This is a genomic window from Dokdonia sp. PRO95, assembly GCF_000355805.1.
Taxonomy (GTDB): domain Bacteria; phylum Bacteroidota; class Bacteroidia; order Flavobacteriales; family Flavobacteriaceae; genus Dokdonia.
The window spans coordinates 3,208,029-3,231,344 of sequence record NZ_CM001837.1 but is presented as its reverse complement, the minus strand read 5'-3'; the positions used below and the strand labels follow the sequence as shown (position 1 = coordinate 3,231,344).

Here is a 23,316-nt window from a genome sequence, read left to right as displayed (position 1 = left end):
TAGCCCTCTTAATGTATTGACAATTTTCTTTAAAGAGTTTAGTGTCCTTGAGGCACTAGTTCTGTCTAGTCAATTGTAAAGACCATTTTTTAAATCCTGTCTCGAGTTTGTGAGCAGTATGTGCTAGCTGTTGTACACTATGACAGCGATTACGATAAAGTATTTCTAGTTTTTTGCAAAGCTTTGAAAGTTGGCTAATACGCTCTTCTATATGCTTTTGAAAGTGCAGCTTTTTAGAATAGTCTGCTGTTATAGAGGCTTCAGCAATAGACATGGGTAGTGATAATGCTGTGTGCGAAATAAACTCAGATAGGTTTGTGGCCAGCTCTTTTTCTGAAGGACAGTTTAAAATGCTTTGTTGCAAATTTCCTTTAGAAAGCTTTCGCGAAAGCGTAAAAAGATCCATAGCTTCATTGTACAAAGCAAGACGCTTTATATCAAAAGATTGTTGAAGTTTAGGTTCTTGTACTATTTTCATCGTAAAGTAAAAATACAATTAGAATGGTTATTGTAAATTTGGTTTATTAAGCAAAAGAGGTTTTTTGCTTTAATAAAATTGTATTTTTAGCTCTTAAGTTTAAATTGTATGGTAGATGCACTTAATAATCGTATTTTAAAATGTTTACAAGAAAATGCAAGACAGTCTAATACTGCAATCGCAACTCAGGTGGGAATTAGTTCTCCTGCTGTGGGGGAGCGCATAAGAAAGATGGAAGACTCAGGAATAATACTAGGGTATAAGGCAGAAGTATCAGAAGAAGCGCTAGGATATCAACTTAAGGCAATTATTACGATTAGAGCTTTTATGGGGAAATTGAAACCCTTTTTAGAAAATGTAAAAGGATGGGAAGAGGTGGTAAATTGTTATCGTATTACTGGTAATGAAAATATCGTGATGGAAGTCGTGTTGCGCAATCAAAAGCACCTTGAGCAATTTATAGATAGAGTTATTTCTTACGGAGAGTCAAAAACACAAATCGTATTATCACATGTTGTTGCTCAAAACCCCATTCTCAAATAAGTAATAGGTGCTATTATTGAGAGTCCTTCTCGTCATTATCGTCCCAGTCCTCATCTTCATCTAGGTTGTCTAAAAATGAATTGAAATCTGAGCTCATTGCTTGAGCCGGATCATCAAAATTTATACCTGGTGGATTAAATAGGCCCCATCTATCAATAATATACTGTGCGATATCAAAAGTTTGTACCCATCGTGCAAAGATAGGTCTGAGCATCTCAATGGCATCTCCTAGTAAATCGAGATATTCTACATCTTTATAGCCAGAGGCTAGTAAGCCTTTTGAGTCTTGAATAATTTCTCTAGCTGCCTTTCTAACTACAGTGGCATTCTCCATTTTGAGGTCATAAAGATCTACCCCATGAGCAGTGGCGATAGCAGATGGTATGAGTAAAGCATTTTCCATCATTTGCTCTGTATAGCGCTGGTATAATGCTTTCTTATATTGAGAGTTAGGATTACTGTCCTCTAGTTTTATACCTTCTATAATATGTTCCACTAGATGCAGGATTACAACACCTTGTCTAAAAACTGGAAGTTTACGCCACTCATCAATTCCTTTGTCATAGCGATTGTTTTCATCTTCGGTCATAGCGCTTAATATTACATTGTTTATATGACCTTTACTGTATAATTTTATAATGAGAGGAAGACATATATAACCAAAGTTAGACTTTTTATTATCGTCAAAATCGACTCTCTACGATACCTTACAACTTCTCGTTGAGTCGATAAAAAAATCCGATTAGAGGGTCTTTTTAATTACTGGTGGCTATAGATCTTATGTTTTAAATTATTGATAGTTATTAAATCATCAACAGAGTTACATGATTATTGTTGAATTTATGGCATAGTTAAGCTATTGTAAGAAATGCCCAGAAATACTAAAAGCGCTCTAAAAAAAAATCCTAATATTTCTCCTTTTGTCTTTATAGGTACTCTGTCAAATTATACTATTTTTGTCTATGCAAAATAACGTCCTCATATTAGACTTCGGGTCTCAATACACGCAGTTAATAGCACGTAGAGTGCGAGAATTAAATATATACTGCGAGATAAAGCCATTTAATAATCCGCCTAAAGATTTGTCTTCTTACAAAGCTGTAATCCTATCTGGATCACCGCATTCTGTAAGAGGTGAGGATGCTCCGCATCCAGACCTTTCAGAAATAAAAGGTAAAAAGCCACTTCTAGGAGTTTGCTACGGAGCGCAATACCTAGCTCACTTTTATGATGGTGAGGTAGGACAATCTAACACTCGTGAGTACGGGCGAGCAAAACTCTCAGTGGTAGACGAAGGCGAACTTTTCTTAGAAGGTGTTTCTGCAGGTAGTCAGGTATGGATGAGTCACAGTGATACCATCAAGAAATTACCAGCAGGAGCAAAGCGCATAGCATCTACTCATGATGTGGAAAATGCCGGATATAAACTTGAGGGGGAAGAAACTTATGGAATACAGTTTCACCCAGAAGTATATCACTCTACAGATGGAAAGCAGATTTTAGAAAACTTCTTAGTAAAAATTGCAGGAGTAGCACAAACATGGACACCAGATGCCTTTGTGGATACTACGGTTGCAGATCTAAAAGCAAAGCTTAATGATGATCGTGTGATTTTAGGACTTTCAGGAGGTGTAGACAGTACTGTTGCAGCTACATTACTTCATAAAGCAATAGGCAAGAATTTATACTGCATTTTTGTAAATAATGGATTGTTACGTAAAGATGAATATACTCAAGTTCTCAAGCAGTACGAAGGTATGGGGCTTAATGTAAAGGGTGTAGATGCTTCGGCACGTTTCTTGGAAGCGCTAGAAGGAGAGAGTGATCCAGAGACTAAGCGTAAGGCTATAGGACGCGTTTTTGTAGAAGTATTTGATGACGAGAGTAAACTTGTAGAAAATGCAAAGTGGTTAGGTCAAGGTACTATTTACCCAGACGTAATTGAATCTGTAAGTGCAACGGGAGGACCTAGTGCAACTATAAAATCTCACCACAATGTAGGTGGATTACCAGATTATATGACACTTCAAGTAGTAGAGCCTTTAAGAATGTTATTTAAAGACGAGGTGCGTAGAGTAGGAGCGAGCATGGGTTTATCACAAGAACTTTTAGGAAGACACCCTTTTCCAGGACCTGGTCTTGCGATTAGAATTCTGGGAGATATCACCGCAGAGAAAGTACGTATCTTACAAGAGGTAGATCATATATTTATTAGCGGTCTACGTGAGTGGGGATTATATGATAAAGTATGGCAAGCAGGTGCTATGTTATTGCCAGTAAACTCAGTAGGAGTAATGGGTGACGAGCGCACGTATGAAAAATGTGTGGCACTTAGAGCTGTAGAGAGTACAGATGGAATGACGGCAGACTGGGTAAATCTTCCTTATGAATTTTTACAAAAAGTGTCTAACGATATAATTAATAAGGTAAAAGGCGTTAATAGAGTAGTCTATGACATAAGCTCTAAGCCACCTGCTACTATTGAGTGGGAATAATTCTTAACTATGAAAAAATATATTACTGTAATTGCGATTGTTGTTTTTAGCGCTTTCGCGAAAGCGTGCTCAACACCAGCAGCTACATTATCTAGCAATACTGCTACTGTTCAAAAGTTTGTTTCCCACCAAGTAAAAGCTGGTGAAACACTAAATGATATAGCCGATAAGTATGGTATAACCACAAAAGATATCACAAGACTCAATCCAGATGCTCGTGAGGAGGTTTACGAAGGCTTAGTTTTAATCTTGCCATCTACAGCAACTGTTGTAAATAAAACAGAGACCGTTGATCAAGACAACTTAAAGTTTAAGACGCACAAGGTAAAGCGCAAAGAGACACTTTATAGCATTTCTAAAAAGTATGGCGTTTCTCAAGATGTGATAAAACGTTTTAATAAGTCTTTATATAGCGAAGTGTTGCGCAAAGGTGATAAGCTACGCATACCTGTTAATTATTCAGAAGCTAGCACGCCAGATGCGGTGGTAAATTTACCAGAAACACAGGTGTCATACATAACGCATAATGTAATTGCAAAAGAGACTAAGTACGGAATTGCTAGAAAGTATGGAATTACTATAGCAGAGCTTGAAAGTACAAATCCGTCGCTTAGAGATGGACTAAAGATAGGGGATGAACTTAGGGTTCCTAAAGCAAATTTTGCAAAAAGTACTATCATTGATAATGATGAGTATGCCTTTTATGAAGTACAGAAGGGAAATACACTATATAGCCTGTTACGCATTTTTAAGCTAGAAGCAGACGAGCTGATAGCATTAAACCCTGCACTAGACGAAGGTCTTAAGGAAGGTATGATTCTCAAAGTGCCTAAGGGAAGCCCAGGATCTGGCACGCCTACACAGGCCGTTGCAGAAAACCAAGGGAATCCTGAGGTTACCATTCTAGAAGGTAAAAAAGGATCTTTGCTCAATCAATTAACAGACTTCTCACCAAAACGTATTGCTGTAATGCTTCCTTTTGGAGTGGGGCGTGTAAATACAGGGAATACAGAGGTAAATGAAAATTTACTTAGAGATGATCGTATTCTTAGACTATCATTAGACTTATACAGTGGTATGCTTATGGCAGTTCAAGATGCAAAAAAAGCTGGTATTTCTACTACGGTAGATACCTATGATACCTCATACAATCGTAAAGATGGCGCGGCAACAAATGCACGCAAAGTAGAAACTATTATACAGTCAAATGATTTTTCTGGGGTTAATGCTGTAATAGGACCGCTTTTAGGTAATAATATAGATAGAGTGTCATCACTTCTCAATGCACGCAACATACCCGTGATATCACCTATGTCTAACAAGGTAGCTGGTAGAAAGAACATTTTTGTGTCAAGACCAGAGGATAACTTGTTAAGTAAAAAGATGCTTTCTTATTTAAAGGCTAATGGATCTGGTAAAAATATCGTGGTAATAGCAGATAAGAAAAATAGCTCAACATTGTCAAAATTGAGAGCTATTTTTCCAAATCTTAAGACGGTAACTCCTCGTTCTAACGATAAAGGATATTATCTATATCCAGATGATATACCATCACAACTTTCTAGCGAACTAGAAAACTGGGTAATTGTAGAGACTAATGATGTGCCATTAATTAGTAGTGTAACTACTAGTCTTAATGGCCAGTTAGGTGCTCTTAAGGTTGTAATGTTTACTACAAACAGGGGTAATGCTTATGATAGTGATGAGATACAGCATGATCACCTAAAGAATCTCGCTTTCCATTTCCCATCTGTAGAAAAAGAGTATGCGTACAATAAAGCAAAGGCTTTTATTGACAGTTATGAGACGATGTATGGTGTAAGTCCTAGTGAGGCAGCAATAAGAGGTTATGATGTTATGTATGACACACTACTACGTCTTGCATACTCGTCAGACTTATATGCTGCAGCAGCTACTGGTGTGGAGACAGATTATGTGGAAAATAAGTTCAAGTATGGAACAAGAGCTAAAGGAGGCTTTTCAAACAATGCCGTGTATCTTATGAAATATACAGATACATTAGAACTTGAAGAAGTGCCATTTGTAGAAGAATAAATTGATTTATTTACATTGGATTAAAAAAGGGATTGACGTAAGTCAATCCCTTTTTTAGTTGCTAGGATAAAATTCTATAATCCTCCATTTGCTTGTAAATCTTGAATGCATAACGCGTCAAAATTAGGAAGTGATGCTGTATTACTAGTATTAAAGATAGTAGTAACGGTTTGAAAATACATTAAGCAATCTTCTACGCTACAATGTCTACCATTTTCCTCGTCATGGTGATCTGAGGTTAGTGGTGTCCCACCGTTTACAAGTCCAAAAATATGACCAAACTCATGACGTATAGTACCTGTTTCAATCGCAGTTCTATTTCCAGGAGTTATTGTATTCTCACTGATATCTTTTAGTGTTTTCTCATAGATAACCATCGAGGTATTTCTATAGGCAGTGCCTAATACCACAGAAGTATCAGTGTCAGTAGGGTTACTTTCGTCAGAAAAGAATAACCATACTCCTATCTCATCACCATTATTAAAAACAGATCGATTTGCATCTTCTATGGCCACGATCTCATTTATGTCATAAGGGCCTTCGGTATCAGTTGTGATTGTAGATTCTACGATTGTAATACCATCTGGTTTGTTAAGTCGCTCTTCTAGAAATGGAATTAATAATTCTATAGTGCTATCTGTTGGTCTAAAACCCGCAGGATATGCAATCTCAACCCGTAGGCTAGTAAACTCATCACTAGATAGCAATTCATTTGCAGAGGTTCCTAGAGGTTGCTTATTTGCAGCATTTTCTGCTGGGTCAGATGATATTGTGGTTGGGTCATCATCGTCACAACTTATAATAAAAATAAGTGATAGTATTAAAAATGCAAGCTGTTTCAATGATTTCATGTGTATAATGTTCTATATTTATGCCCTTATTATAACAACAAAAATGATGAAAAAAATATTTATAGCCGTATTTCTCTTTACTTCTTTAGTTGGATACTCACAGGAGAAAACCTACCACGAGCAAGTTTTGAGATATTTTCAAGTGAATGGTACTGCAGATCAGTATAGTAACGCAACTAATGGTCTTTTTGATTTATTAAAAAATCAATACGCTAGTAAGAATGTTCCAGACGCTGTGTGGAACGAATTAAAGACAGAAACGCCAAAACAAGTAGATCGTATCTTAAATATGCTGGTTTCTGCATATAGAGGAACCTATAATCAGGAGGATATACAGAATATGCTCGCTTTTTATGAAACAGGTGCTGGACGTCAAATACTAATAGACAAAACTGCATTGGATTACGAACAGCAAAAAGAAGTATCTGTATTTTATAATACACCTACAGGACAAAAAATACTAACAGCCGAACAAGATATTGCTCAAAATATTGGTGAAATATCAGAAATCTGGAGTAGAGATCTATACAGAATGATGGTAGATAAACTTGCCGAAAAAGGATATACTATGTAAGGCTAAGCCTTGCTAAATATTCATAATGATCACCTTCTAAAATGAGCTCACAATTGAGCTCATTTTTTTTTGCATACCATGCAAGTCTTTCATAGTCTAGATAAAGCCAGTCAAAGCTAGAGCTCTGCGCTCCTTTATAGCTCATCGAGTATGTTACTTCTCCATAGTAATCACGATGTGTATCCATCCAGAAACCTCCATCTTCGTCCTCAAACATAAATGCAATGTCTGATCCGTCTATAAGTATCTGCCCATCTTTGTTGAGTAATGTTTTAAGATGTTGTAAATAGCTGTCTATTTTTGATATACGTTCAAAAATTCCAGTGCCATTCATGAGTAATAAAAGAGTATCGTAGCTGCCTTTATGTTCTAGAATATTAGAGTTTACGGCTTTTTGTAAACCACGCTTTCGCGAAAGCGTAACAGCACCCTCACTTATATCTATTCCAGTAACATCAAGACCTTGTTCTTGTAACCATAAACTATGGCTGCCAGCGCCACTGCCTATGTCAAGTATGGCACCCTTAGAAAGTGATAATGCTCGTTGCTCTATGGCTGGCATCTCTTCAAATGGCCTAAATAAGTAAGGAACGGGGATTACATCATCTTCTGCAATAGAGGAGTGCACCACGATATCTTCTGTGTACTTGTTATCAATAAAATCCTGGAGCGCAGCCCCAAAAATATCTACCTCTTTTGCCATAGCTTTATGATTACCTTTGCGTCATGGAAGATTTTATTAAGGCCCTCCCGCAGCTTGCCAAAGATAAGCAGAATGAGAATAAAAAGTTCTTTGCAAAGCTACGCAGTAAACCTCCAAAAAAGTTAGATTACATCATGCAAGAACTCCATGAAGAGGAGTTTGAAAGAACAGATTGTCTCTCTTGTGCAAACTGTTGTAAAACTACGGGACCACTCTTTACAGATAAGGATATCCAGCGTATCTCAAAGCACTTCCGCATGAAGGAATTTGACTTTATTAAGACGTATTTACGTATCGATGAAGAGAAGGATTATGTCCTGCAAGAAACACCATGCACATTTCTAGGAGCAGATAATTATTGCTCTATCTATGATGTAAGGCCTAAAGCTTGTCGAGAGTTTCCTCATACGGATAGAAAGAAATTTCAGCAAATTTCTAAGCTCACTATGGAGAACATAAAGATGTGTCCAGCTGCCTTTAATATTGTAGAGGAGATGAAAAAAAGAATCAAAGTGTAATTAATATACTTTGAAGTAAACAGCTATATATCTTAAAAGCTCTTAGCTAGTTCCATACCTCCAAACACTGCAAGAATACCCAGTGCAAAACTTGCAATAGCATACAGCGCAAATGTCATAAAATCTCCAGATTTAAGAAGTACGTGATTCTCATAAGCAAAAGTAGAGAAGGTGGTAAAGCCACCGCAAAAACCTGTTGCTAGTAGCAATGTGGTGTTGCTATTGAGTGTGTTATTTTTAAGTGCCCATCCTAAAATAAGACCTATCAATAAGCTGCCTATAATGTTTGCGGCAAATGTGCCATAAGGTATACCAGAACTAGGGTCATTTATAAATTTACCTAAAAGGTATCTTGCAATACTTCCCGTACCACCACCTATAAAAACGAGTATTAAAGTTTTCAAGGATGTTTATTTTAAATCTTCAATAGGTACATAAACTTCCGTAATCCAATCTGCCGGATTAGGATGATCTTGAGGGTCTGTCACGTAGACTTCAAAAGGCTTTTCCTTAGAAAGAGTATATCCTTTATCTTTCACATGTTTCATGGCAGTAGTCCATGCTTCCCCTAGATTTATATAATTGCCACGAAGTGTTACCTTAACGGCAGTCACGGTAGGCATGTAACCGCTAAAAACGTTTGTATCTCCAGCTACAATGATCTTTTCACGTACAGGTAATGCATTGGTCATAATAACATCACCATTAGGAAATGTCTCATTGTAGATAGTAAAAGGCATCCCAGTTACTGCAATATTATTTTCAGACATAAATGTAGAGATGCCATTATAATTTTGAGACATGATAGTAGGTACAGAAGAAGCTTTGGCAGAAGTAGTTCTGTAAAGATAAAACCCTCCACTGTATTGGGTGATTCCATCTATATTGATTTCATATTTTCCTATTTCCTCACGAGCAGCTTCCTCAAGACCAGTAAGTCCTTTCTCGTACATTTCTTGCATATCGGCCTCAAAGTCAACTCCTGTAAACGCAAAATATACTTTATCCATAAGTGTATGCTCACCTTTTATTCCCCATGTAGCTATGGTTGCAAGCTGCTCTGTAGTCTCAAAAGTCCAGTACACCTCTGGTTTACGTTCACCTCCTGGTGTTTGTAGCGTCATGTCTTGTTTTAAAGAATTATGAGGCACAGCTTCTGTTGTAGTCATACTACCATCTACCTCACCTTGCCAGCTATATGAAGCTCCTTCACCAGAAGTTTTATCACTGTAATTAAAAACCATAGTAGGCTCTTCTTTTTTCCAAGGACCCCAATCTTCCCATGTTTTGTATTCGTTTACAATATCGTAAACCACTTCTCGTGGGGCATTAATTTCCTTTGTTGCTTCTATTTGATAAGTACCATCTTGAGTACCAAAGTATATAGCTCCAGCAATAACAACAATAAGAATAACGAAGAGTAAAAATTTTAAAAATTTCATTGGAGGTAGTTTGGTTTTGCAGTAAAGATAACAAAATTCATCGTGTGGAATTTCCCTATATTTACGTGCACAAATTATTACATAACTTATGAGTTACAAAGGAATATATACGCTAGCAATTGCAGCGGTTCTCGCAGTAGGATGTGGAGAAGAAAAGAAAGATGATAACGCTTTCGCGAAAGCGGAAACAACAACAACAGATTTTGATTTTACAGTAGGCCAGTTTGCCGATATCAAGATATTACGTTACCAGATACCAGGTTTTGAAGACCTAACACTTAAAGAGCAAAAGCTGGTGTACTACATGACACAGGCAGGACTTGCTGGACGTGATATCATGTGGGCTCAAAATTACCGTCACAATCTTGAGATTAGAAACGCTCTGGAGACAATTTATACATCTGACAAGGTTTCAAAAACCGGAGAAGAGTGGGAGCAGTTTGAAACATTCATGAAGCGTGTATGGTTTGCAAACGGTATACACCATCATTACAGTAATGCTAAGATGAAACCTGATTTTTCTCAGGATTACTTGAAACAACTACTTACCGAAAGTGGAGCAACATTAGAAGGAGAAGCTTTTGAAGTACTCTTTAATGATAAGGATAGCAAGAAAGTAAACCTAGCCAAAGATGTTGATATCGTACTAGAAAGCGCGATTAACTTTTATGGCCCAGATGTAACTACAGCAGAGGCAGAAGCATTTTATGATGCGATTAAAGTAGATGAAAATGAGCCTATAGAAAAAGGACTCAACACGCGCCTTGTAAAAGAAGACGGTAAGCTTGTAGAACAAGTGTACAAGAGTGGAGGATTATATGGCGAGGCTATAGATAATATAATCGGTTGGTTAGAAAAAGCCCAAACCGTTGCCGAAAATGAGCAGCAAGGAAAAGCTTTAGGACTGCTTATTGAATATTACAAGACAGGAAGCCTCGATACTTGGGATGATTACTGTATCGCTTGGGCAACTTCTACAGAAGGAAATATAGATTGGATTAACGGATTTATAGAAGTTTACAATGACCCAAAAGGGTATAAAGGTTCTTATGAGACTATAGTTCAAATTAAAGATTTTGATATGTCAAAAAAGATGGCAGCACTATCTGTAGATGCACAATGGTTTGAGGATAACTCACCATTAATGCCAGAGCATAAGAAGAAGGAAGTAAAAGGAGTGTCTTACAAAACAGTGATTGTAGCAGGAGAAGCAGGAGATGCCTCACCATCTACGCCTATAGGTGTAAACTTGCCTAACAATAACTGGATACGCCAGACGCATGGTAGTAAATCGGTTTCTCTAGGTAACATAATCAATGCTTACAACAACGCTGGTGGATCTGGACGTCTTAAAGAGTTTGCACATGACGAAGAGGAGATAGCATTAGAAGAGCAATATGGACAATTAGGCGATAAGTTACACACAGCTTTACATGAAGTAGTAGGTCATGCCTCTGGACAGATTAATAAAGGAGTAGGAACTCCTAAGGAAACACTTAAACGTTACAAATCTACTATAGAAGAAGGACGCGCAGATCTTTTTGGGCTATACTATCTTATGGATCCAAAACTTCAAGAAATTGGATTAGTAGAAGACTGGGAAAAAACAGGAATGGCTGCTTATGATGGCTACATCCGTAATGGTTTGATGACGCAACTTATACGCCTTGAGCTAGGAGATAATGTAGAAGAAGCGCATATGGTTAATCGTCAGTGGGTTAGTGCTTGGGCTTTTGAGCGTGGTGCAAATGAGAATGTAATTGAGAAAGTAACTCGTGATGGTAAGACTTACTTTAATATCACAGATTACAAGAAACTTCGTGCAATCTTTGGAGAATTACTGAGAGAGACACAGCGCATCACTTCAGAAGGTGATTATGAAGCTGCAAAGGCACTTGTAGAGAATTATGGTGTAAAAGTAGATCAGGACATACATAAGGAAGTACTTGATCGTAATAGCCAGTTTAAAAGCGCACCTTACAGTGGTTTTGTAAATCCTGTAATCGTTCCGCAAATGGAAGGTGAGAAAATTACTGGCTTTACTATAGAGCAACCAGAAAGCTTCGAAAATCAAATGCTTGATTATTCTAGCAAATACGGTCATTTAGATTAAGTGTAATAAGTACGCTTTCGCGAAAGCGTGATACCTAAAACCTCCCGTCTTGAAAAAGATGGGAGGTTTTTTTTATAATGTAATATCAAAAAAAATCTCCACTGCTATATATTGCAGTGGAGATTTTAAATAGTTGGGTAAGTTTATTTTTATAAATCTCTTAGTACTCTACTTACAGCGTGTATTACACCATTTGTAGCTTGTACATTTGTAGCAACTATTGGATTTGCATCGCCATCTGGGTCAATAACCGCTGCAGGATCTGCTTGTATAGTCACATCTGCTCCTCCTAATGGAGTTACTGCAGTACCATCAAGATCTGCAAGGTCTTCTGCTCTTACATTTGAATTAGGAATCACATGCAATTCTAATGTTGCAGCAAGAGTTTCTGTAGGAATATCTGATAACATCTCTAACTCTAAGTCTGCTAGTAAATCTCCAAAAGCATCGTTAGTTGGAGCAAATACAGTAAAGGGTGCTGGTGACGTTCCAAAAGGTGTCTGCAATGCAGCTACATACCCAAAAGATTCATCTGCAGTTAATGCTGCAACAAGTGTAGAAAAGTTAGGATCTGCAGTAGCAAATGTTGTGATGTCTGGAAGTCCGATTACGGTATCAACTACATGTATTACTCCATTTACAGTTACAATATCTGCTATAATTACATTCGAGCTTCCGTTTAATGATACACCATTATCTGTGTTTACATAAAGGCTTATTGGTGCGTCATCATTTCCTTCAAAAGTAGCTGCGGTATTAACGTATGCATTACTTAAAGTAGATGATATCGCTACAGCTCCTGGTACTACGTGGTTTGATAATACTTGTGCTAGTGCTTCATTATCTACATCTTCAAGGGTATTATCTCCTAAAAATGTTCCAAAAGCATCGTTAGTGGGAGCAAAGACTGTAAAGTCTGCTTCTGTGTCACTAAGTAAATCTGTAAATGTTGTATTACCTTCATCTGTAAGGGCTGCAACGAGTGATGTGAGAGCTGGGTTTGTAGTGGCAAATGTTACCACAGTTGGTAAATCAATTACTGTATCTACAGCATGTATCACTCCATTATCTGTTACTATATCTGCAGTAGTTACTGTAGATTGTCCATTAAGCACAACACCATCTGTTGTATCTACATATAAACTTATGTTTGCGTTAGAAGAAGGCTCAGTAGCAAGATTACTTACGTATCCAGTTGATAGTTCGCTAGAAGTTACTGTTGTATTAAGTACATGGTTTAATAGTACTTGGGTTAATACTGCGTCATCTACATCCTCAAGAGCTGCTCCGTTTAAAAATGTTTCAAAGGCTGCATTATCAGGTGCAAATACGGTAAATGTTCCACTTCCTGCTAGTGTAGCATCAAGGTTGGTGCGCTGTAAAGCGGCTAGTAGAGAACTGTAATTCTCATTACCTGCTACAAAGTCTGCAATAGTGTTGCTCTCTCCTTCAATAATGTTACCATTATCGTCATCATCGTTACAAGAAACTGTAACTAATAGCGTTAATGCAATAAACGCTAATTTTGTAATGCTAATTAAATTTTTCATAGTAATGTAGTTTTATTTTGTTTAACACAAAGCTATAATGAGTAAACAAAGTAAAATCCCAATAAACAGTTAAAATGACGAGATTAACAATTCTTTTAGTAATTCTAGTAGCGCAATATCAGCAGTTAAGTATGGCACAAAGCTATAATCAATATGATGATGAAGGTAAGCGTCACGGGCAATGGCAAAAGTTTTTTGATGGAAGTAAGCAATTACGATACACAGGAACATTTGACCACGGCAAAGAGCAAGGCACCTTTAATTTTTATGATATTAAGGGAGGTCATCCTACTGCGGTAAAAATATATACGCCAGATTCACCTCATATAGATGTAACTTTTTTTACAACAGATGGAAAAATTGTAAGTAAAGGAAAGATGAACGGTCGAGAGCGCTTAGGGGAATGGCTGTCATATCATCAAGATGGAAAGTCAATTATGATAAAAGAGCGTTATGTTAATGGGAAATTAGAAGGAGAACGCATGGTTTATTTTATAAATGGTTTACTAGCCCAGCAAGAGTTTTATAAACGTGGTTTAAAAGAAGGCAAAACCATTTATTACTCAGAAGAAAAAAAAGTACTCAAAGAATTACAATATAAGAATGATCAATTAGAAGGACCCGTGCGATTGTATAATGGCTTTGGGCAACTAGAGATAGAGGGTGCTTACAAGAATAACCGTAAGCATGGTCTCTGGAAGTATTATAAAAATGGAACTGTAGATAAAGAAATTAAATATCCTCGTAATAAAATAGGAGTACAGTAATCAAGGTGTAAGTTTTGAGTATAAATATCAACTACTTCTTGTGTAAAATAATGCACTCTTATTGTGTAAATTTGCATCCTCAATTATGAGCAGTAGTAACAGCTCACATAATGGCAAAGTAAAGCTATAATAAGTAGTGTTTTGCAAACATATATTAGAAAATGAAAACGGTAGTAGTAGGTCTTAGTGGTGGAGTAGATAGTAGTGTTACGGCTCACTTATTAAAGGAGCAAGGATACAACGTGATAGGTCTTTTTATGAAGAACTGGCACGATGATTCTGTAACGATATCTGATGAGTGTCCTTGGCTAGATGATAGCAATGACGCAATGCTCGTGGCCGAAAAGTTAGGAATTCCATTTCAAACAGTTGACCTAAGCGAGCAATACAGAGAGCGTATCGTAAACTATATGTTTAAAGAATATGAGATGGGACGCACTCCTAATCCAGATGTTCTTTGTAATCGGGAGATCAAGTTTGATGTGTTTATGAAAATTGCACTTTCACTCGGTGCAGACTTTGTAGCTACTGGACATTATTGTCAAAAAACATCGATAGAAGTAGACGGTAAGACTATCTATCAGCTTAAAGCTGGGGCAGATAATAATAAAGATCAATCCTATTTTTTATGTCAGTTATCGCAAGAGCAATTGGCAAAAACCTTGTTTCCAATAGGTCATTTACAAAAACCTAAAGTGCGCGAGATTGCTCTAGAACAAGACCTCGTGACTGCAGGAAAAAAGGATTCTCAAGGACTTTGTTTTATAGGTAAAGTACGATTGCCAGACTTTTTACAACAACAGTTGAAACCTAAGGAAGGTGTTATTGTTGAGGTGATGGAAGATACTATTCCAGAAGTTGCAGGTGGTATGGAGGCTAGTAACGCTTTCGCGAAAGCGGACTTAGAAAACCTTGTAAAAAAACCAACATACAGCGTAGCCGAAGGGAAAGTAGTAGGTAAGCACCAAGGAGCACATTACTTCACAATAGGCCAGCGCAAGGGACTTGCAGTGGGTGGCACTGTAGAGCCTCTTTTTGTGATAGATACAGACGTAAATGAAAATGTAATTTACACAGGTCAAGGGAAAAATCACAGAGGATTATACCGCAAAGGGCTCTTTGTAAAAGAGGAAGAAATACACTGGATACGAGAAGATCTCACGCTTGCTATAGATGAAACTATGGAAGTAGAAGCAAGGATACGCTATAGACAGCCACTAGAAAAAGCAACACTTTATAGAGTAGAAGGTGGTATGTATGTGATTTTTGATAATCCTCAGACCGCCATAGCCGAAGGTCAGTTTGTGGCATGGCATCATGGAGAAGAGTGCTTAGGTTCTGGAGTTATTTCGTAACTTACGTACTCATCTCGTAGAGCTTAGCTCAACGTCTCGCTTATGAATCTAAAATTACTCTTTGTACTGCTTTTTATGACGGCTTATGGAAACGCCCAGCAGGATGCTTGGGTGTTTTTTGTAGATAAAGAAAACGTTGCCACAAGTCTTGATAACCCTATTTCAATTCTTTCTCAAGAAGCATTAGACCGCAAAGAACTTCACGGTATAGCTGTAGATGAACGAGATGTGCCTGTAAATGAGGGTTATATCACTCAGATTAGATCTCAACCTGGCATAACTGTACTAGCAAAATCTAAGTGGATGAATTGCGTTCACGTGAGAGGTGCAGCAGCAGAGATTGCAGCATTAGAAGCATTGCAAATTGTAGATTATATAGAGTATGCAGATCGAAGCATAAATAGACAACCTAGTCCGTTTGAGTTTTTAAAAGATGATCCTTTGCCACAAGATTCACGAGTGACATTTAATTACGGGTCTACAAATAATCAAGTGACTATGCTCTCTGTAGAAGAGTTGCATGAGCAAGATTTTACAGGGCTAGGTATGGTAATTGCCATTATGGATTCTGGTTTTCCAGGGGTTGATGCAAATGCAGGGTTTTCAAGATTGAGAAATGCAGGGAACTTATTAGATGGATATGATTTTGTAGGTAGAAATAACAATGAATTTGATTTTTCAAATGATAGTCATGGTACTAGAGTAGCAAGTGATATTGTGGGCTTCATTGAAAATCAATTTGTAGGTACGGCTCCAGATGCTGCAATTTACTGTTTTAGAACAGAAGATGTGGCAAGTGAGAATCCGGTAGAAGAATCTTACTGGGTAGAGGCTGCAGAAAGAGCAGATAGTCTAGGTGTAGATGTAATAAACACATCACTGGGGTATAGAACTTTTGACAATCCCAATTATGATTACAGTTACGATGACATGGACGGTGAGACTACCTTCATTTCAAGAGGAGCGACAATTGCTTTTGAAAAAGGTATGGTCGTGGTAACTAGTGCAGGAAATAGTGGAGCAGGAAGGATAAGTGCACCAGCAGATGCTGCTGGCTCATTTGCGGTAGGGGCCGTAGACGCTAGAGGTGACTATGCAAGCTTTAGCAGTTTAGGCCCTTCAAGTGATGGTAGGGTTAAGCCAGATGTAATGGCAAGGGGTGAGGGTAGTGCCGTTATAGATCAATATGATAATGTAACTACAAATAACGGAACAAGCTTTAGTTCGCCAATAATTGCCGGAGCAATCGCAAGCTTTTGGCAGGCAAATCCAGAGCTTACAAATGCTCGTGTAATGCAGCTCGTTCGGGAGAGTGCTAGTATATATGACAATCCTAATGATCAGCTGGGGTATGGTATTCCAGATTTTGGAAAGGCATTAGCTGAGGTTGCAAATACCTCAGAAACTAGTGAAGCTCAAGAATATGATGATTATCAAATTTTACCTAATCCTGCATCTGAGATGGCAGTATTAGTCTTGCCTAAGGAGGTAGAACAAGTAGAAGTAACTATTTTTGATATTTTAGGGAAGAAGATTACTACCATACGCATGTCACAACAGGTAAATGAACTTCCTATCTCAACACTTAGAAAAGGGGTGTATCTCATCCAAATAAACGATGGAGCCTCAATCGTTACTCAAAAATTTATAAAAGCATAATGAATAGAATTACATCCCTATTTAAGGTTAAGTATCCGCTTATACAAGGTGGAATGATATGGAACTCAGGTTGGCGTCTCGCAAGTGCCGTGAGTAATGCTGGAGGTCTCGGGTTAATAGGAGCTGCTTCTATGTATCCAGATGTTCTAGTGGAGCATGTAGAGAAATGTAAAAAAGCAACTAATAAACCATTTGGGGTAAATATACCTATGTTGTATCCTAACATAGAAGAGCACATGAAAACGGTAGTAGACTACAAAGTCCCTATTGTCTTCACGAGCGCTGGTAATCCAAAACTATGGACTAAAGAATTAAAGAAGCACGGAATAAAAGTGGTGCATGTAGTAAGTAGTGTAAAGTTTGCCTTAAAATCACAAGAAGCAGGAGTTGATGCAGTAGTAGCCGAAGGTTTTGAAGCAGGAGGTCACAATGGTAGAGAGGAGACTACAACATTTACACTGATACCTATGGTTAAAGAAAAACTAGATATACCTCTTATCGCTGCTGGTGGTATCGCAACAGGTAGAGGTATGCTTGCAGCAATGACTTTAGGTGCAGACGGTGTGCAGGTAGGAAGTCGTTTTGCCGCAAGTGAAGAGTCTAGTGCGCATCAATTATTTAAACAAGCGATAGTCGATACGCAAGAAGGAGATACCGTACTAACACTTAAAGAACTTGCGCCAGTGAGACTGATAAAAAATAAATTTTATGAGCAGGTAGCAGAATTATACACTACGGCACCTTCAAAAGAGCAACTCTCTCAACTGTTAGGGCGTGCGCGTGCAAAACGTGGTATGTTTGAAGGAGATCTCGAGGATGGCGAACTAGAAATAGGTCAGATTTCTGGACTTATACATGATATAAAGCCAGCTGCTCAAATAGTCTCAGACATGATAACAGAATATACGGAGGCAAAGAACGCATTACTTAATTTTGATAACTGGTAGTTTTATACAAAACGAACTAAAAAAAAACGCTCTGGTTTACCAGAGCGTTTTTTTAGTTATAAGATGTTTGAAGAGAGACTAGTTACTCTTTTTAACGTATTGAGTAACAATCACAACTTGTTGTCCTTGTATGCGCCCTTCTATGTGCTCAGCATTATCGTGTACCAGATTAATATTACGCATAAACTCTCCACGTTTTGCAGTGAAGTTGGCTCCTTTTACATCTAGATCTTTAATTAATACAACACTATCTCCATTAGCTAGTCTCGTACCGTTTGAGTCTTTGTGTATGATAGTATTTTCATCTTCCTCTATGTGCTCTCCTGTAGCTTTTGCCCACTCAAGTGTTTCTTCTTCTAAGTACATCATATCAAGAAGATCTTGTGGCCAGCCTTCTTTACGTAATCTTGTAAGCATACGCCACGCTAGAACCTGTACTGCAGGTTCTGTGCTCCACATGCTGTCATTAAGACATCTCCAGTGGTTTACATCTACTTCCTCTGGATTATTGATCTGATTGATACATGTTTTACAAGCAAGAATATCATCCTCCCTTGGTTCGACGATAAAGGGAGAAAGATCATATTCATTACTACATAGTTCGCATATAATGGTGCGTTTGTTAAGTTCTCTTAAGCTCACAGTACTCAATTTATAGGTTGTAAAAGCAAATTAATTTGCTGTCGTTTTAAGGCATTGCCTTGATAGTGCTGCGAAGTAACAAAATTTCCATCTAAGGTGCTTTATTCCCTACGCTCTTTTTCTTGTTTATAAAACTCACGACCTAGTTGCGCGAGAAAGGGGATACCTATATTTTCATACTCATAGGTATCATCATTAAAAATTGCATTTTCGTTTACTAATATGGTGGCGGAAAGTATAAAGCGTATGTTGTTTGTTGTGTCAACAATATAGGCAGTCTCTGTAAGCGTTCCATATGCAGATCCCACTTTATTGTAAATTTTGATATTGCTAGGTATACTATCTTCTGAGTCTCCATACATGAAAAATTTCACGTAGCTGTCATAATACTCTGGTGCATTGTATTTTGCCTCATGAGGTAGTGCTTTCATGGCATTTAAAAAGCGAGCCCGACTTTCATCAGTAATGTCAAACTGTTCAGATGCTGGAAATATCTCTGGAGCTATAAGCTTTTTCATTAATAGATGTTGCTCTTCTAGTGGGAAGTAGTTCTTCTTGCTAAAATCCATTGGAGATTCTTTTAAAACTCCATGTTTTTTATAGCCTTTACCTTTGTTAATTCCTTGAATGGTAATTGGAGTAATATCGCTATCTGTTTGATTTTTTAATTCAATTACCTCTTCTGTATATCCTGGAAAAAAATGAATATCGTTTCTTCTAGCTTTATCAGCATCTGGTGTAGATAGTCTATGGGCTATGCGGGTCTTGTTAAGCCCTTTTTCGCGCAAGCGGTTATTAATATAATCCCTACCTAAAATCTCATAAAGTCTGTTATAAGATTCATTATCACTTACTGCAAAAATCTGTCTAATATCGTTAGACACTGTGTGCAGGTTGTCATTGTTGTTTTCAATATATGGAGTGTCAATATGAAGTTGTTCATTTCTATCCATAAACTCAGTGGCTAGTAGCGCTACTGGGAGTTTTACAGTGCTGGCAGGGTAGAAATATTGATTATTATTTACATTATACTCGTAATCTGTAAATAATAGCTCACCAGTATTAGACGTGTCAATTTGTGTAAACAGTATTTGTACTTCATGTTTTTCAATATTGTTTACAACAGTCTTTATAAGCTCATTTTCTGAGCTTAATGCTGTCTCGATAGGATTGCTGCAACTTGCAAATATTACTATTATAAATACCCAATATTTCATAGTATAAATGTACTGAGTATTCATAAAAAAGACCAGCTGTTTGCTGGTCTTTGTGATAGTTTTATGTGAAGTTATTCTTTGAGAATTACCTGGTTACTTATGAGATCTTCAAAGGTCTCTCGCTTGCGTATTAAATGCGCTTCGCCGTTTTTTATTAATACTTCGGCAGGTCTGTAGCGACTGTTATAATTACTCGCCATCGTAAAGCAATACGCACCTGCATTATCAAAGGCAAGAATGTCACCTTCAGAAATTTCTGAGATACGACGGTTGTTTGCAAAAGTATCTGTCTCACAGATATAGCCTACTACACTGTAAAAACGTTCTCTTCCTTTTGGGTTGCTTATATTGTGAATCTCATGCTGGCTACCGTAGAGCATAGGTCTTATTAAGTGATTGAATCCGCTATCCACTTGAGCAAATACTGTAGAGGTGGTTTGTTTTACCACATTAACTTGTACCAGAAATTTACCAGCCTCGCTTACAAGGAATTTACCAGGTTCAAAGGTAAGAGTGAGTGGTTTTCCGTACGCTTTCGCGAAAGCGTTAAAACGTTTCCCTAATTTCTCTCCTAGTTCCTCTATGTTAGTCTCAATGTCTCCTTCTTTATAGGGTACTTTAAAACCGCTACCGAAGTCAATAAAAGTAAGGTCGCTGAATTTTTGTGCCGCATCAAATAATATTTCTGTCGCATATACAAACACATCAATATCGAGAATGTCACTTCCGGTATGCATGTGTATTCCATTGATATTCATCCCTGTATTTTCCACAATACGTAACACATGCGGCAGCTGGTGAATACTTATCCCAAACTTACTATCGATGTGCCCTACAGAAATATTAGTGTTTCCACCAGCCATCACGTGCGGATTCACACGGATACACACAGGTATTTGAGGATGCTTTGTACCAAACTGTTCTAGTATAGAAAGGTTATCTATATTAATTTGCACACCCATTTGTGCTACTTCCTCTATCTCTGCAAGTGATACGCCATTAGGTGTAAAGATGATACGATCTGGAGTAAAGCCAGCAAGAAGTCCTAGTTGTACCTCTTGAATAGAAACAGTGTCTAGTCCAGAACCCAAGCCTTTTAAATGCTGTAATATAGAAATGTTGCTTAAAGCTTTTACGGCATAGTTAAGTCTTAACTTTTTTACATGCTTAAATGCATTAGTAAGTCTATTGTATTGTGTAGTGATAGTCTCTGCATCGTATACATAAACTGGACTTCCGTAGGTGTTAACTACGTTTAAAAGATCTCTGTTTTTCATCATAACGTATTTAAAGCAAAATTAGGAGAGTTTTAGAAATTGATAATGTACAACGTTAATAAATGTTGAACAATAAGGTTAAAAATTGTTCATTATATAACAGTGAGCAGAAGCTTTTGTATTTTTCATAGATAAATTTAAGTTATGACAACAGCAGTACTCCCTATGTTTCCTCTAGAAATGGTAGCCTTTCCAGGTGAACCGCTCAATTTACATGTGTTTGAAGATAGGTATCAACAATTATTACAAGACTGTGAATCTGGAGGTATCACCTTTGGAATTCCTACTTATATAAATAATAGTCTTGCCTATGGTACTGAAATGGAAATTACACATGTAGTAAAACGATATCCTTCTGGAGCTGCAGATATTATTTGCAAGGGTTTAAGGGTTTTTAAGCTTATCAACTTTTATAATACGCTGGGAGAACGATTATATGCTGGAGGTGAGGTAACATTTATTGAGGAACGTCAAGAGCCGTCATCTTCTCGTAAAATAAGACTCATCAATTTGCTTTCTGACTTTTACGATGAGCTTGATATGAAAACTCCAGAAATCAATGTAGATACTATACGAAGTTTTACACTTGCTCATAAAATGGGATTGACCTTGGAGCAAGAATATGAGTTGCTACAAATTCCTTCTGAAGATAGACGATTGCAATATCTCATAGAACATCTAGAGATAGCACTACCTACGCTTAAATCTGTAAATAGGACTAAAAGACTAATTGCTCTTAATGGGCACTTTAAAAACTTTGATCCTCTAGACTTTGAGGATTATAAAATGTGATCTCTACACCTGTAGTTTATCATAATCAATCATTTAATAGATTAAATTGCGAAATCCTCAATAGTTATAGTTCTATTGAGGATTTTGTATGTGAATTTATAATCAAATTTATGCTTTTTACTATGTTATTGCGCAAAATTTAACAAAATGTAGATTAATCATACAACTCCTATAGGATTTCAATATGTTGCTTTTCAGGGCTTTAAAATTGAAAAAAGGATTCTCTTTATGGCTTTATGAATATTTACATGTTTTTAATGTTTATTTAATAAAAATATTAACGAAAACGTTGTAGTGGTGTGGTTAATGTATTTTAATTGTTAAAAAAAGTTAAATTTGGAGAAATGTTAACCCTTAATTAATTAATCCAAATGAAAAATCAATTCAAATTTAGTGCAATGGCTATCGCTATGATGGCTATAACGTTCACATCATGTGAAAAGGAAACCGAAGAAGCTATTGAGAATGATCTTGTAACCGAAGAACTTCTCGCAGAAACTAGAGAGGCTGTAACAGATGCAGGTGTTCTAGGCAAAATTAGAGAAGATCTTAAGCTTGATGCAGGTGCAGTAACAAGAGGGGATTTTCATCTTCCTGATGGTACAGTACAGCAACGCATTTACATAGGTGAAGATATTGTTGTGACAGCAAAGGAGCTTGATGAAATGACAGCAAACCAAGACACAAGACAGTTTAGAACAAATAACCTTGTGACTGGAGCAAACAGAACGATAGATATTATAGGATACACTGGTAATGACAACTTCGGACTTTCATCAAAGGGGCGTACTGCATTACAATGGGCTGTAAATAACTACAACCGTATCTCTGGATCTGCATTGCGTTTCCGTCTTACTTTTGGGACTAACTTCAATAACAGTGATATGGTAGTGTATGATAACACTGCAAATAATCCTGGTCAAAGTGGAGGTGTAGCTGGTTTTCCAAGTGCACAAGGACTTCCTAACAAGTTTGTACAGATTTATGGTCTTGAAGGATCATCTACAAACGTAAATGAGCATGTAATCACACACGAGATTGGTCACTCTATAGGTTTCCGTCACTCAGATTACTATGACCGCGCAAGCTGTGGAAGCGGTGGAGGTGAGTCTGCTGGATCTACGGGAGCAATACAATTACCTGGAACTCCAACAAGAGATTTTGACTCAATCATGCAGGCTTGTTTCTCAAACAGTGAAGATGGAGAATTCAGCTCAAATGATGTTACTGCATTAAGAGCTATGTACTAAGAGCTATAGTTTACCCACACTATAGTTTTATATGTAAACACCTCGTCTGTAAAAGGCGAGGTGTTTTTTATGTAACGCTTTCGCGAAA

Annotated in this window: 22 protein-coding genes; 12 read left to right on the top strand and 10 right to left on the bottom strand. The window is 37.3% G+C overall.

Annotation, left to right across the window (positions count from 1 at the left end):
- Nucleotides 1-55: 55 nt before the first annotated feature.
- Complete coding sequence (locus D017_RS14515) at nt 56-478, bottom strand: hypothetical protein (RefSeq protein WP_035337576.1); 423 nt, start codon at nt 476-478, stop codon at nt 56-58.
- 108 nt (nt 479-586) lie between these two features.
- Between D017_RS14515 and D017_RS14510 the strand changes: the two genes are divergently transcribed.
- Entirely contained in the window at nt 587-1,021 is a 435-nt protein-coding gene (locus D017_RS14510) for an Lrp/AsnC family transcriptional regulator (protein ID WP_035337574.1), read from the top strand.
- A 13-nt stretch (nt 1,022-1,034) separates the two neighbouring features.
- Here the strand turns inward: D017_RS14510 and D017_RS14505 are convergent, their stop codons facing one another.
- Complete coding sequence (locus D017_RS14505) at nt 1,035-1,610, bottom strand: hypothetical protein (RefSeq protein WP_035337571.1); 576 nt, start codon at nt 1,608-1,610, stop codon at nt 1,035-1,037.
- Nucleotides 1,611-1,983: 373 nt separating this feature from the next.
- Here D017_RS14505 and guaA point away from each other — a divergent pair, with 373 nt between their 5' ends.
- Nucleotides 1,984-3,516: a glutamine-hydrolyzing GMP synthase gene (gene guaA, locus D017_RS14500; protein WP_035337569.1), complete on the top strand. Its 1,533-nt coding sequence runs from the start codon at nt 1,984-1,986 to the stop codon at nt 3,514-3,516.
- Between the two features lie 9 nt (nt 3,517-3,525).
- Nucleotides 3,526-5,571, top strand: a complete 2,046-nt coding sequence (locus D017_RS14495; protein ID WP_035337567.1) for a LysM peptidoglycan-binding domain-containing protein — start codon at nt 3,526-3,528, stop codon at nt 5,569-5,571.
- A gap of 74 nt (nt 5,572-5,645) precedes the next feature.
- Here D017_RS14495 and D017_RS14490 read toward each other — a convergent pair whose 3' ends face one another.
- Nucleotides 5,646-6,422: a hypothetical protein gene (locus tag D017_RS14490; protein ID WP_035337565.1), complete on the bottom strand. Its 777-nt coding sequence runs from the start codon at nt 6,420-6,422 to the stop codon at nt 5,646-5,648.
- Nucleotides 6,423-6,465: 43 nt separating this feature from the next.
- Here D017_RS14490 and D017_RS14485 point away from each other — a divergent pair, with 43 nt between their 5' ends.
- A complete protein-coding gene (locus D017_RS14485) occupies nt 6,466-6,996 on the top strand; it encodes a DUF2059 domain-containing protein (protein ID WP_035338330.1) in 531 nt (176 codons plus the stop codon).
- Here the strand turns inward: D017_RS14485 and D017_RS14480 are convergent.
- The gene (locus D017_RS14480) at nt 6,989-7,699 is read right to left on the bottom strand and encodes a class I SAM-dependent methyltransferase (protein WP_035337562.1); all 711 of its coding nucleotides are present in this window, start codon (nt 7,697-7,699) and stop codon (nt 6,989-6,991) included. The two genes, D017_RS14485 and D017_RS14480, sit on opposite strands and share 8 nt — an antisense overlap.
- A 23-nt stretch (nt 7,700-7,722) precedes the next feature.
- On the opposite strand from D017_RS14480, the gene D017_RS14475 reads away from it, so the two are divergent.
- Nucleotides 7,723-8,217: a YkgJ family cysteine cluster protein gene (locus D017_RS14475; protein WP_035337560.1), complete on the top strand. Its 495-nt coding sequence runs from the start codon at nt 7,723-7,725 to the stop codon at nt 8,215-8,217.
- A 32-nt stretch (nt 8,218-8,249) separates the two neighbouring features.
- Here the strand turns inward: D017_RS14475 and crcB are convergent, their stop codons facing one another.
- Both crcB and D017_RS14465 read right to left on the bottom strand, forming a co-directional pair.
- Nucleotides 8,250-8,621 carry a fluoride efflux transporter CrcB gene (gene crcB / locus D017_RS14470; RefSeq protein WP_035337558.1) on the bottom strand — a complete coding sequence of 124 codons (372 nt, stop codon included), beginning with the start codon at nt 8,619-8,621 and terminating at the stop codon, nt 8,250-8,252.
- Nucleotides 8,622-8,627: 6 nt separating this feature from the next.
- Nucleotides 8,628-9,659, bottom strand: coding sequence for a GyrI-like domain-containing protein (locus D017_RS14465; RefSeq protein WP_035337556.1), 1,032 nt, complete (start codon nt 9,657-9,659; stop codon nt 8,628-8,630).
- An 88-nt stretch (nt 9,660-9,747) separates the two neighbouring features.
- On the opposite strand from D017_RS14465, the gene D017_RS14460 reads away from it, so the two are divergent.
- Nucleotides 9,748-11,772, top strand: a complete 2,025-nt coding sequence (locus D017_RS14460; RefSeq protein ID WP_035337553.1) for a dihydrofolate reductase — start codon at nt 9,748-9,750, stop codon at nt 11,770-11,772.
- A gap of 149 nt (nt 11,773-11,921) precedes the next feature.
- On the opposite strand, the gene D017_RS14455 is transcribed toward D017_RS14460, so the two are convergent.
- Nucleotides 11,922-13,322 carry a fasciclin domain-containing protein gene (locus D017_RS14455; RefSeq protein WP_035337551.1) on the bottom strand — a complete coding sequence of 467 codons (1,401 nt, stop codon included), beginning with the start codon at nt 13,320-13,322 and terminating at the stop codon, nt 11,922-11,924.
- Between the two features lie 74 nt (nt 13,323-13,396).
- Between D017_RS14455 and D017_RS14450 the strand changes: the two genes are divergently transcribed.
- From D017_RS14450 to D017_RS14435, 4 genes are all read left to right on the top strand, one after another.
- The gene (locus D017_RS14450; RefSeq protein WP_035337548.1) at nt 13,397-14,089 is read left to right on the top strand and encodes a toxin-antitoxin system YwqK family antitoxin; all 693 of its coding nucleotides are present in this window, start codon (nt 13,397-13,399) and stop codon (nt 14,087-14,089) included.
- Between the two features lie 161 nt (nt 14,090-14,250).
- A complete protein-coding gene (gene mnmA, locus D017_RS14445) occupies nt 14,251-15,444 on the top strand; it encodes a tRNA 2-thiouridine(34) synthase MnmA (RefSeq protein WP_035337546.1) in 1,194 nt (397 codons plus the stop codon).
- Nucleotides 15,445-15,486: 42 nt separating this feature from the next.
- Entirely contained in the window at nt 15,487-17,103 is a 1,617-nt protein-coding gene (locus D017_RS14440) for a S8 family serine peptidase (RefSeq protein ID WP_035337544.1), read from the top strand.
- Nucleotides 17,103-18,050: a nitronate monooxygenase gene (locus D017_RS14435; protein ID WP_035337542.1), complete on the top strand. Its 948-nt coding sequence runs from the start codon at nt 17,103-17,105 to the stop codon at nt 18,048-18,050. The genes D017_RS14440 and D017_RS14435 overlap by 1 nt, the downstream gene beginning before the upstream one ends.
- A gap of 78 nt (nt 18,051-18,128) precedes the next feature.
- Here D017_RS14435 and D017_RS14430 read toward each other — a convergent pair whose 3' ends face one another.
- The 3 genes from D017_RS14430 to lysA all read right to left on the bottom strand — a co-directional run bounded on the left by D017_RS14430 (nt 18,129) and on the right by lysA (nt 21,186).
- A complete protein-coding gene (locus D017_RS14430) occupies nt 18,129-18,692 on the bottom strand; it encodes an alkylphosphonate utilization protein (protein ID WP_035338328.1) in 564 nt (187 codons plus the stop codon).
- A 101-nt stretch (nt 18,693-18,793) separates the two neighbouring features.
- Nucleotides 18,794-19,909 carry a serine hydrolase gene (locus D017_RS14425; RefSeq protein WP_035338327.1) on the bottom strand — a complete coding sequence of 372 codons (1,116 nt, stop codon included), beginning with the start codon at nt 19,907-19,909 and terminating at the stop codon, nt 18,794-18,796.
- Between the two features lie 71 nt (nt 19,910-19,980).
- A complete protein-coding gene (gene lysA, locus D017_RS14420; protein ID WP_035337539.1) occupies nt 19,981-21,186 on the bottom strand; it encodes a diaminopimelate decarboxylase in 1,206 nt (401 codons plus the stop codon).
- A gap of 144 nt (nt 21,187-21,330) precedes the next feature.
- Here lysA and D017_RS14415 point away from each other — a divergent pair, with 144 nt between their 5' ends.
- Together D017_RS14415 and D017_RS14410 are read left to right on the top strand one after the other, a co-directional pair.
- Nucleotides 21,331-21,978: an LON peptidase substrate-binding domain-containing protein gene (locus D017_RS14415; protein WP_035337537.1), complete on the top strand. Its 648-nt coding sequence runs from the start codon at nt 21,331-21,333 to the stop codon at nt 21,976-21,978.
- Nucleotides 21,979-22,349: 371 nt separating this feature from the next.
- On the top strand, nt 22,350-23,228 hold the full coding sequence (locus D017_RS14410) for a zinc-dependent metalloprotease (RefSeq protein ID WP_035337535.1): 879 nt from the start codon (nt 22,350-22,352) through the stop codon (nt 23,226-23,228).
- Nucleotides 23,229-23,316: the final 88 nt, after the last annotated feature.